This is a genomic window from Lysinibacillus sp. FSL R5-0849, assembly GCF_038595075.1.
Classification (GTDB): Bacteria; Bacillota; Bacilli; order Bacillales_A; family Planococcaceae; genus Lysinibacillus; species Lysinibacillus fusiformis.
Genome location: NZ_CP152004.1, coordinates 1,336,739 through 1,348,656, shown reverse-complemented (window position 1 = coordinate 1,348,656; position 11,918 = coordinate 1,336,739). Strand labels below are relative to the sequence as shown.

Sequence of the window (11,918 nt, the reverse complement as noted above, 5' to 3'; positions counted from 1 at the left end):
GCACTGAAAAACTTACGTCTTCATACAAGCGAACCTTTTTCAGTTGAAAATAAGGCACTTTTTGTTCAATTTTGAACAGGAAGTGCCTTATTTCTGTCTCTATTCCTTATTCATTTTCGTTTAGTAGCTTTAATATCCGTTTCAAATTGACAGCGAATATCGTTGTAGCACCTTGAATTTCCATGCCAAATAGACCCGCAGTCGATGCTTTATCGTACCCGTGTCCGTTTTTTAATTCACTATTCTTCGCTTCTATTTTGTAGCGATTTACGGCTAATTGCTTAAATGCTTCCGTATTTTGAAATGCCTCTTGTTCGACATGTGTATCCGACTTAATTGTGACAGAATATGTTTTACTTTTTGCGCCTTCTTTATAACAGCCCTCTCTCATTGGATATACTCTGCATCTTTCAACGTTAAAATAATATGTCTGACTTTGACTCTTACTCGTTCCTTTTTTACCCGTACGGGCTTTTCTTGTCGCGAGATGACCGGCCTTACAAACATTCCAGCTTCTTTATTAAACTCAAACTTGTCTTCTTCTTTTCGTGGTCCTTGTGTAAGAATAGGATTCAGCTTTGCAACGAGCGCGATTTTCTCTTCTTTTGTATATTCGATATTTGCCTTTTCGGAGTAAGCTGCGTCTCCAATAACTTTATTAATTTTCATACCTGCTTGTGTGCTTTTTTCAATAAACTCTTGAAGATATTTTCCATCGCTTTTTTCACCTGTTGTAATGACAGCCGCTGTAATAATACGTTCATCACTCAACGCGATATGTGTCTTATACCCGAAGAAAGAAGATTCCGATGTCTTATGCCCTTTTCGCGCATCCGTATCAGAAGAGTAATTTAGATGTTCTTGGAAATCTTCTGCGACTTCTTTTAAAATATTCAGCTTTTCTTTGACAGATGGCATTTGTGCAATTTGTGGTTCCTTTTCAATGACTGAAATAACTGCCTTACAGTAAGTTAATTCATCCTTTACTTCGTTAGAAGTGGTCTTTGCGGGGAATTTCTCTTTCATTGATTCGTCAATTTTGTAGACAGCTTTTCGAGCGTTTTTTGATTTCTCTTGTAAAAATTCTTTAGGCGTTTTTTGGTTGTAACGTGCTTTTGTATGTGTGGCATCCACAATAATCGTTTGACGGTTGATGATATTTTTCTCCAATGCGATCTCAACTGTTTTCCCAATGAGCATGTCTAATAAGCTTACGTCTTGAAGACGAAGCCGACGAAATTTTGTAAGCGAACTTGAATCAATGACTGGATCTTCTGGCGCCATATCCAAGAAATATTTGAATGACATATCGAACTTTGAACGCTCTACAAGGTCGACGTCTGATACATCGTAAATCGCTTTTAATAATAAGTACTTAAACATACGAATTGGAGGAATGGCATTACGTCCATTGTCTAAACAATATTTTGGTTTTAACTCTTCTAAAATGAATGAAAAATCAACAAGTTCATTGATTTGGCGAAGTATATTATCTTTTGGCACAACAATATCGTAGATCGCCATATATGGACTTAAATTAAGGGTTTCTTGATTTGATATCATCGGGGGCACCACCTGCACATTAATTCTTTTATTATAAAAGAAAGCGTGACTAAAATAATAGTGTGATACATTGCGTTGTTTGGAGAAGTATCGCTCGACTCCTGCGGGAAAGCGAGACAGACGAGACCCCGCACGAAGAGAAGCGTAGGAGGAGGCTCGGCGCTCGCCCGCGGAAAGCGAGCGGAATGCTTCGGAAAACAACAGTAGAGTTACAGTGCCAAATGAAAAAAGCGAGGTATTCAACGATTTAATCGCTGAATACCTCGCAATATGAGAAGATATTGACTTTTTCAGTGCCCTCGGAAATCCACAGGGCTTTCTTACATGATCAGCTTAATTATTTTGAAACTGAACCGTCTTTTACTTTGTTGTTATTTGCATCAACAAGGTTTGTAGCTTTAAATTCAACTACAATGCTATCAGTTAAAGCGTAGTCAGCTTTAGTTGTTACAGTTAATTTACCATTAGCTACAGAAGCTGAAGCAATTTCTACAGTTGAGCCAGCAATTTTAACTGTTAAACCTGTTGGTGTAGCTTGATCAGCAATGCTTTCAGTGAAGTCAACTGTAAATGTTTTGCTATCTACTACTGTTACTTTAGAAGCTACAGGCACAATATTTTCTTTAAGAGCAACTAGAGTTGTCGCTTTGCCATTTTTAAGAGTGTTACCTTTAGTATCTACTACATTTTTAGCTTCAAGTACATAATTACCATTTGCAGTGATAGAACCCTCTGGTAAAGTGAAGCGTACTTTTTTAGTACCATCAACAAATTGAAGTTGAGTGCCAGCAGGTAGCTCTTTTCCTCCAAGTGTGTAGCTAGAAGCGTTTGTTGCTGTTGCAGTCACATCAGCAGCATATTCAACAGTGAATACATTGTTATCTGTTACTACAACTGGTGTAGCCCCAAATACTAATGAATCTGTAGTAGTTTCAGGTGTAGCTTCATACGTGCCAGTTGTCACATTGAATGTGATTGTATCTGCAGTTACGTTGCCAGCTAAATCAGCAACTGCTTTAGCAGATAATTCAAATGTGTATGTTGAATTGCTATCTAAGTCAATGTTCACTTTCACAGTGTTTTTCTCGGCACCCTCAATTTTACCGTTACCATCTACATCGTAACCAGCATCTGCTTTTACAGCTGTTTCTTTTCCAGTAGTGTAAGCAATACCATTTTGAGTTTTAACTGTTAATTTACCATCTACTTTTACTGGCTCGCTAAAAGTAAGGTATAGAGCATCTACATCAGTAGTAGCATTAACATCGTCAGCTACTAACATTTTAGTCGAAGTAGATACAAGTGTAGCAGGCGTTAAATCTTTAGATAAAATAGCCTTGAATTCAAATGCATCTCCAGCATTACCAGCTAAATCTTTTTGTCCTTCGACTTTCACGTCCGCATTAATGAATGTAGCTGTACCTAATGCAGCTTTTGCATCAATAGTAAATACAGTTTTATCCTCTGTATCTTTCATATCAGCATCTTTTAAGTAGTAAACAGTAGAACCCACTGTTACTTTTGCATATTCGGCAGCAGTAGCACCAGCATCTGCATCAAGATTTTGTTTCATTAATTCTTCTGAGAAATCAAACGTGATTTCTGTTCCATTCACTGCAGTAGAAACAGTTGGTTTAGAATTATCAACGTCTGCTTTTAGAACCGTGAAGTTCACTGCAATTGGATTTGCGATATTATTAGCGAAGTCAGTTGCCCCTACGATGTCTACTTTATAAGTTTGATCAGCAGTTAAACCTTTGATCGTTAATGTTTTTCCAGATAATGTATAACGATCTTTAGCAAGTTCAGTACCGTTTAAGCTTACTGTTCCTTCGTTTTGTACAAGCTCATCGAAAGTGATTACAGCTGTTGTGCCTTTTGCTTCAACAGAATTTACGCTAACAGGAGTTGTATCAGCAAATGTGATTAATTTATTAAATTCTTCAGTTAGAATTTTTGCATCTGCTTTTGTTTTGATTGGGTTTACAGTCACTTTGCCATTTGTTAATTTAATTTCTTTATCAGTTGTTAAAGTAACAGTCATTCCATCTTCAGATACTTTAGCGTTCGTAATCGTTACACCATCAATTGCATATTTCGCTGTTACAGCAGCATCTTTTGCATCAACAGCTGTGTTGAACTTCACTTCAAATTCTTTTGCATTAAGTCCTTTTACTGATTCTACTGCTGGTGTTACTTCTTTAACTGCATCAATTGTACGTTTAACCATAGTAGCGAATTCTTCGCGGCTAATTTTATCTTGTGGCGCTAATAATGATCCTTTACCATTGATTACACCATTTTCAACAGCTGTTTCTAAGTAAGATACAGCCCATTTAGAAGCTTTAGAAGCATCTGAGAATTGGCTAAGGTCTGCTTTACCAGTTAATTCATAACCTTGAACGATAACTTTAGCAGCTTGTTCTCTTGTTAATTGTGCTTTTGGTTCAAATTTACCATTACCCATACCGTCAAATAATTCTGGTGAAGTAGCAAGCACTGCATTATAGAACCAGTCATTTTCATTTACATCTGTAAAATCTTCTGTTCCAGTAGCTTTTAAGTCTAATGCTTTTGATAAAATTTCAGCAGCTTCAGCACGAGTAAGTGTACCTGCTGGGTTGAAGTTTCCTTTTTCATCACCTTGGATGAAACCTTTGTCAGTTAAAAACTGCACCGCTTCTTTTGCCCATGATGAAATGCTATCTGCATCATTAAATTCAGCAGCTGATGCTACCGGTACGATTGCTGATGCTACAAGTGCTGCTGTAGCAGTAGTTACGAAAAATTTACGACCTTTGTTATGTTTCGTCATTTTATATTCCTCCAGAATTCAAATAAAATTATATTATTCTGTGAGAACAATATTACCGCTCTATTAACTTTTAAAGATATGTATAATACGTTCTCTCAAATAATAATTACTAATCGTTATGGATAAAGCAGCCTTCAAAATTTTTCATGATGAAAAATACCAATCAATCTTAAATTTGCTTTACAAGACAATAATATAACTACATTACCAATAAATAAACGCTAAAAATAAGGTAATTTTAATACCAAATTGGTTAGATAGGTAATTATTACATAACTTTTTCCCAATAATTAGATAAACGAAGACAAAATGCACATAAAAACATTTATTTATAGCTGGAAACTTTAATTTCCATTTTTCAGATTCCATTTATTTTTTTGGTATAATAGTATGTTTAATGAATTATAGAACGGTATAAATGTAAAGCATTAACAGGTTAATCTCTATGCTAATAAAATATAAATTGTTAAAATTAGCTATAATTATTGTTCGCCTATCATTACTATATCGATTTTAGAAGGGGTGATTGAAAATAGATATTAGAAAGATGCGCTATTTCATGATGGTGGCAGAAGAATTGAATTTTAGTCGTGCGGCAGAACGTCTTCGGATGGCACAGCCTCCCCTTAGCCAAGAAATTCGTAAATTAGAAGAAGAGCTGGGCGTTCAACTTTTTCATCGGACAAAGAGAATGGTTGAGCTAACAGATGCAGGGAAGATATTTTTACAAGGATCTAGGCAAACTCTCATTCAATTAGAAAAAACCATACATGAAACACAACTTGCTGCTGAAGGGAAAAATGCGAGCTTAATCATAGGTTTTGTTGATTCAACAGAAATCGTTATAAAAATCCTTAATAAATTTAGAGCACGCTTTCCACAAGTTCATCTTACCTTACGTGAAATGACAACAGAACAACAATTAGCAGCACTTTATGAAAAACAAATTCATATTGGATTTATACGTTCTGAGCAAAACAACGAAACACTTGCTTCAGAAATTTGTTTTGAGGAATCTTTAAGATTAGTTTTACATCAAGATCACCCTTTAGTCTCTTTGCCCGAAATTCCATTACAATTACTAGCGGATGAACCGTTTATAATGTTTCCGCGGCATTTTGGTCCCCATTTTTATGATTTAATCATTAGCTACTTTTGGGTTCACGGGGTAAGTTTAAACGTCGTGCAAGAGGCTATACAAATGCAAACGATTGTTAATCTAGTGGCAACTGGAATGGGTGTTTCTGTTGTTCCTTCATCGATGGAAAGTTATAACCGTCCTGGAGTAATCTATAAAAAAATCAAAGAGACTACACCAAAAATAAACCTATATGTTGGCTGGAGACAAGATGAAAAATCTTCAGTCGTTCCTCATTTCTTAACAATTGTTAGAGAGCACTATTATATGTCCCAAATGAATGACCAATAATAAAAGCCCATCCTATAATGGGATGGGTCATCAAGTATGAAAAGTCTTGTACAAAAAATTATCCCGTTTTACTTGGGTCGTACTCAATGATACCTTCTAGAACTCCATCAATCTGATTCATGATTGCAGGTTCTAGTTTGACGCTAGCAGCTAATGCATTCTCTCTTACCTGTTCTGGGCTTGACGCACCAATAATCGCTGAGGAAACATGCTCGTTTTGTAGTACCCAAGCTACTGCAAGTTGAGCAAGAGTAAGATCCATCTCTTGTGCAATAGGTTTAAGCTTTTGTATAGCCGTGAGTACATTGTCGTCCATCCAACGTCGTGCAAGTTTGTTGAAAAAAGGTTTGCCCGCATCAGAGTTAGCCCGGGACTGCACTGGCACTGGTTTTTGTGGTAAATATTTTCCTGTAAGAATACCTTGTGCTAGAGGCGACCAAACGACCTGCCCTAGCCCTTCACGTTGGCAAGTCGGTATCACATCAGTTTCGATAACTCTCCATAGCATGGAATACTGTGGTTGGCTAGCGATGAGAGGAATATGCAATTCTCGTGCAAGAGATGCAGCCCTAGTAATTTGTTCTGCCGTCCACTCACTTACACCGATATAAAGTACTTTACCTTGTCTTACAAGATCTGAGAATGCTAGCATCGTTTCTTCGAGAGGAGTAGTTGGATCGTACCTGTGTGCATAATAGACATCAATATAGTCGGTTTGTAACCGACGTAAAGAAGCATGACAATTTTCTAGAATATGTTTTCGAGATAAACCTTTATCGTTTGGCCCATTACCAGTCGGATGGCACACCTTCGTACATAGTTCAATGCTCTCTCTCCTCACATCTTGTAATGAGCGACCAAGTATTTCCTCTGCTTTCGTGTCTGAATAAACATCAGCGGTATCAAATGTTGTAATACCAACATCTAATGCTGCTCTTACACATGCATGTGCCATCTCCTCATTCACTTTTCCGCCATGATTTATCCAGTTTCCATAGGCAATCTTACTGATGGATAATCCACTATTGCCAAGTTTATTAAATTCCATGCTAGACCCTCCTTTTATATGGTATCTTCATTATAAAAGCCACGTATTATTACGGATAATATATTATTAGCTATAGATTAATATAAAAAATATATAACACTAAAGGGAAAAATAACCTCCTACTATCCTTAGATGTAGAAGGTTATTCCTAAATTATTATTTTAAAGGTATGGTAGAAATGGACTTATCAAATTTTAATAGCAACCTGATGACCATTAAACAATAAATCCTTTTTTAAATAAATCATACCATTCCTTTAGTTCTTTTTTTTCTAAAACAGCCAATTTACATAAAATATCTCTCGAAAATTCTAATGCACCGGTGCCATTTGCTGTTATAAGACTGCCATCACTAACGGATTGCTGGTCTATATATTTTTCATCCCCCTTATAATTAGGTGCCGCTTCTTTCAAATAGGCTAATGAATTACCTGTATGGTTATATTGCTCAAGAAATCCGTGATTCCCTAAAAAAGTAGTGGCATCACAGATTGCTGCAACTGGGATGTCCTCTGTAAAGCAAAACTCGACAAGCTTCTTGGCCTGTTGATTTTTCTCTTCCTTCCATCCAGTTCCACCAGGTATGATTAACATAGTGATTTCTAAATCAAAAGGAAAATCTAGTAGGCTATAGTCAGGAAGAACCGTCAATCCTCCCATCGATTTCTTTGGATTTTTATCAATTGCAATTGTCTGAACTTGAAATCCTGTCCCAGGTTTATTTAACTCTGCCGTTACATAACTTGCCTCCCAATCGGCAAAGCCATCAATAATAAAAACTAAAATATTTTTCAATTGTGTTCCTCCTTATTTTTTAATGATGAATGTAGTAAATCCAGCAAGGTTCTGCTGATTCAACCATATGATGAGTTGATTACTACCATTACCTCTAGCAAGATCATATAAAATCAGTAGTTGTGGCATTATTTTTAAATGTTTAGTGTATGGAACAACTATAAATACCAATACAAAGAAAAGTCATTCATGATAGATTCGTACCCCTGTTGTCTTAACATAGTTGTTATGTTTCCACGGTGATATGTACCATGATTAGCAACATGGAATAAAATTTCTGAGTATGCTGTATTTCTAGAACCTGTCCAAGGGTTATTCACGTTTATTTTCTGCTCTAAATCTTGCTGGCTACTCATCCATTTTTCATACTGTGTAGCAAGTTCTTCATTTGCCTTAATAAATTCATCTAAAGAATAAAAATTAGTCTTTTCTACCAATGTCCTTGCAGATTGAAATGCTTCTTGCATATCAATTCCTTTAAGTACTTGTAACCACATTACATCAACGACATATATGTGACTAAATGTTTGAGCAATCGTTGAGTATGAACTTTTAATCTCTTCATATAGAACATGGCTTGGCAATTCCCTCATTCTTTCTAATAGCACCTTATTAGCCCAAACATGGTACTCGTACATATTTTTTGCATGATTCATAAAACATCTACTCCTTTATTATTAGTATTAGAAACTTACTTTTTGATTATAAAAAAAGATATATGACAGCAGCCTGTCATACATCTTTATAAATATTGATTAATTTTTTGGCTTCCTCTACTAAAATTGATTGCAGTTCAACAGGCTTTATAATTTTAGCCTCACTACCGAAGCTTAAAAGAATCGATTTCAGCCATCCAGCATGCAGAGGTTGATAAACGGAAAATGTAAATGTCATACTTCCATCGCTATTCATGACCTTTGAAGAATTTTGGAATTGGTCTAATGCTTCCGCTAAGGAATATGGACTTACCCAGATGACCACCTCCTGCACTCTCTCTTGATGACCTCTTGAATAGGATGAATCGCTTTTATACTCATGCATTTGTAAATACTTTTCTTGTGACAGAGTAATGCCCATCATACGCGATACTTTAAATTCTCTATGACTCGTACGCCCTCTACAATAACCATATAAATACCAGTTACAATACTTATAATGAAGGTGAATGGGTTCTACTTCACGAGACGTAAATTCATTTTTATTATTTACATAATTAAAGTAAATTACTTTTCTTTCGTATATAGCTTGTCTAAGGTTCATTAAAGAACTCGGTTCAGTCCTATAGCTTTCCAAATCAATCATGAACGCACTTTTTTTATCACCTATGTCCAGCATTTTTAGTCTTTCTAGTGTATGTTCAACATCTTTATCTTCAAAGATACTTGATAAACTACTTAATACTGAGATTAAATTCAAAATGTCGTTAGGGTCCATTAAGCTTTTATCGAATTTGTATCCTTCTATAATCCCGAAACCGCCGTTTGTCCCTTGGAAAGAAACGACTGGTATCCCAGCGGCACATATTGCTTCAATGTCTCTATAAATTGTCCTTGATGATACTTGAAATTCATTTGCTAAGCTAGAAGCCGACACTATTTCATGATTGAGAAGCTTGAAGATAATAGATAGTAATCGTTCTAATTTCATTATTCTTTTCCTCTCATTAAATCTATTTAGTACCAATTCTACTCTTTCTGTATGACTCAGTGAAATTTATTTATCGAAATAGACATTGTCAATTTTCTTATTTATATAAAGTTCATAAAAATGTAGCGAACATCAATTTACCATATCATAACAATTCAGACGTAAGTCCGAAGACAACAAAGGATAATAAGTTGTATATTTCAGTTATACTTTTGAATTAAAAAAGTATGAGGAGAAATCCTTGGCAACCATTACGTATAGTATAAAAATTACTACTAAAACGTTCAATTAGATTAATTTATAAAAGCTATACGTAATGAATTTGCTTTTTAATACTATACATTGTTTCTATTTGCGACACCTGTAAATGTTGTAAAAAGTGTGGGGGTGTTTTCTATGAAAGAAAAGATACATTTTACCATCTTAAGTAATGATTCAACAGATGGAGATGGAGGGTATGGAGTAGGTACCCTTGATTTAAATAATGTAACGCCTGTTATTATAGATTGTGAAAAAGAACACGTATTTATAGACCTAGAAGCCTTACATGGGCGAAGTATTATTGAAAAAAAAGTGCGTTTTTCAGCAGATTTAGCTCATGCTAGTGACGATTATAATCGATATTGGATCGTTTGGGTAGCGCTTCAGGTAGGGGAAAATGGACCTTATTATGCGGGATGTACCGCAAGTGAAGTACGGGTATCAAAAGAAGAACGCCGCATTAAACTTGGCTATAAATCGTTGCCAGAGCAAGTAAATTATTTAGATAAAGCACTTAAAGGGAAATTTCTCCTAAATCATGTCGATACAAATTCAAAAAAACTACTTTCCCAATTTTTATCTGAATTTAATGAACTGTATTGGACACACTCACCTGAAGAATTAAAACATCAATTATGGGAGGATTTGTAATGGCTTTTGTAATTACAGAATTATGTAGGGATGAAAAAGCAGCCGTTTGTTTAGATGTCTGTCCCGTAAATTGCATTGTGAATACGGATACTCAATATGTCATTAACCCTGATATTTGTATTGATTGTGGCGCTTGTGAATTAGTTTGCCCCGTAGAGGCTATTTTTTTTGAGGATGAATTGCCTGATGAATATAATTCTGCAACTCTACTAGCGCGTAACTATTTTCGAAACTAAATGACAGGCAATGACTATCTTTTATTACCTGCAACAGCAAGATATTGATTGAAAGATGGACTGATTTAAAGCGCCGAATGTCAGGCAAAAAAGTAGTACAAACGATCGTTTGTACTACTACATATAATTTCTATTTGATCTTAGCAGAGAACAATCATGTTACTTGTTCAGATCTTTTTTCAGGACATCCCAAATAGAATTATCTACTTCTATTGCTTTTCTATCAGGTAGTTCTCCAATTGCCCGCGCATCCCAATAGGCCTCTTTAACAGGTTTATTACCTAATTCAAAATCCATAGCATCCCACGTGTCTTCACGAAATGCATAAAATGCCCAGTGCCAGCCGTAATCATTAAAAATATCAATTAAATCCTTCATATATTGATCCGCTCCATCAACCATTCGGTTAATGCCAAACTCTTCTGCAATAATTCGGTTGTTTGATATATTGTGCTTTTCTGCCCATTTAGCAACGGGTTCTAAAAAATCTTTTAATGAAGTTTTATCAAACATTTTTTCATTTTGATCATTCCCGACTTTGACCTTACCAGGATAAGTGTATGTGAATCCTTTTTTTCGATTTTGGCTTGTCATTTCATACGGTTCATACATATGGAAAGCATACAGCACATTTTTGTCTTCTATTGGTTTTAAATATTTTATTGCCCAAGGCGTAGCAAATAAACCCGAATCTAAAATAATAGGTGTATCCGCATCTACAGATCGTATAGAATCTACAATCGTTCCATAAAGTCTATTTAAATCTGCTGGCGTGTTTTCTATCTTGTCGTACCATTTATCATAGTCTTCTGTCCAAAAATCATTAAAACCTGTGGCTGTTTCAGGATGCGGTTCATTAATTACATTATATCCTACCACTGCGGGGTGATCTTTTAAGCGCATGGCAAGATCTTTCCAGAAAAGCGCTGCTTGCTCATGATAGTTAAAGTCTTGCCAAATTCGGTCATCATTTTCATAGTTATTAAACTGTCTCCAACGGTTTCCCGGAAGACTAAGAACAGCCAGTACAACTTTTGATCCTCTTGCATATGCTGCATCTAAATCTTCTTTTAACATCTTAAAATCATTTTCAACAATTCCCTCATACTGATCTGCATTGCCGATTAAAAAATCTTTATTAGGAGTAGCATCAGGTTTATCTTCAAATAAAAAATCTCTTTCTTTTGCCCATTTATCAGGCGCTAAACGGATAAATTCAATGTTGAATTCATTAGCCTCTTCATAATTTTCTGGCAGAGAAGTGGAATTCATAAAATTTGTACCTTTTCTTTGCTCATCCCAAAAACCATTTTGCATCTGTGGCGTTGCCAGTTTCTCTTGTTTCTTTTGTTTTTCTTCTTGCTCCACAGAACTACAGCCAGTAGCAAAGACAACTATTAAAGCACACCAAAGGGGACTATCATGTTGAACTTATTTTTCATTCGTTTCCTATGATTTATTTCTCTCATATTAT

The 11,918-nt window shown here is 35.5% G+C and carries 9 protein-coding genes and 1 pseudogene; 3 read left to right on the top strand and 7 right to left on the bottom strand.

The window, feature by feature from the left end:
- Window positions 1-106 precede the first annotated feature (106 nt).
- Window positions 107-1,563, bottom strand: a pseudogene (locus MKY80_RS06360) (IS1182 family transposase).
- Window positions 1,564-1,900: 337 nt separating this feature from the next.
- A complete protein-coding gene (locus tag MKY80_RS06355) occupies window positions 1,901-4,378 on the bottom strand; it encodes an S-layer homology domain-containing protein (protein ID WP_090001252.1) in 2,478 nt (825 codons plus the stop codon).
- Window positions 4,379-4,910: 532 nt separating this feature from the next.
- Here MKY80_RS06355 and MKY80_RS06350 point away from each other — a divergent pair.
- On the top strand, window positions 4,911-5,807 hold the full coding sequence (locus tag MKY80_RS06350; RefSeq protein WP_342533005.1) for a LysR family transcriptional regulator: 897 nt from the start codon (window positions 4,911-4,913) through the stop codon (window positions 5,805-5,807).
- A gap of 58 nt (window positions 5,808-5,865) precedes the next feature.
- Here the strand turns inward: MKY80_RS06350 and MKY80_RS06345 are convergent, their stop codons facing one another.
- The 4 genes from MKY80_RS06345 to MKY80_RS06330 all read right to left on the bottom strand — a co-directional run bounded on the left by MKY80_RS06345 (window position 5,866) and on the right by MKY80_RS06330 (window position 9,296).
- Complete coding sequence (locus tag MKY80_RS06345) at window positions 5,866-6,855, bottom strand: aldo/keto reductase family protein (RefSeq protein ID WP_008174423.1); 990 nt, start codon at window positions 6,853-6,855, stop codon at window positions 5,866-5,868.
- 215 nt (window positions 6,856-7,070) lie between these two features.
- Window positions 7,071-7,649 carry a type 1 glutamine amidotransferase family protein gene (locus tag MKY80_RS06340; protein WP_089985483.1) on the bottom strand — a complete coding sequence of 193 codons (579 nt, stop codon included), beginning with the start codon at window positions 7,647-7,649 and terminating at the stop codon, window positions 7,071-7,073.
- Between the two features lie 158 nt (window positions 7,650-7,807).
- Window positions 7,808-8,305, bottom strand: a complete 498-nt coding sequence (locus MKY80_RS06335) for a DinB family protein (RefSeq protein ID WP_089985481.1) — start codon at window positions 8,303-8,305, stop codon at window positions 7,808-7,810.
- 76 nt (window positions 8,306-8,381) lie between these two features.
- Entirely contained in the window at window positions 8,382-9,296 is a 915-nt protein-coding gene (locus tag MKY80_RS06330; protein WP_089985479.1) for a YafY family protein, read from the bottom strand.
- Between the two features lie 396 nt (window positions 9,297-9,692).
- On the opposite strand from MKY80_RS06330, the gene MKY80_RS06325 reads away from it, so the two are divergent.
- Both MKY80_RS06325 and MKY80_RS06320 read left to right on the top strand, forming a co-directional pair.
- A complete protein-coding gene (locus MKY80_RS06325) occupies window positions 9,693-10,208 on the top strand; it encodes a YwhD family protein (RefSeq protein ID WP_342532364.1) in 516 nt (171 codons plus the stop codon).
- Entirely contained in the window at window positions 10,208-10,444 is a 237-nt protein-coding gene (locus MKY80_RS06320) for a ferredoxin family protein (RefSeq protein ID WP_089985475.1), read from the top strand. The genes MKY80_RS06325 and MKY80_RS06320 overlap by 1 nt, the downstream gene beginning before the upstream one ends.
- Before the next feature lie 159 nt (window positions 10,445-10,603).
- On the opposite strand, the gene MKY80_RS06315 is transcribed toward MKY80_RS06320, so the two are convergent.
- Window positions 10,604-11,761, bottom strand: a complete 1,158-nt coding sequence (locus MKY80_RS06315) for a cellulase family glycosylhydrolase (protein WP_342533003.1) — start codon at window positions 11,759-11,761, stop codon at window positions 10,604-10,606.
- Window positions 11,762-11,918: the final 157 nt, after the last annotated feature.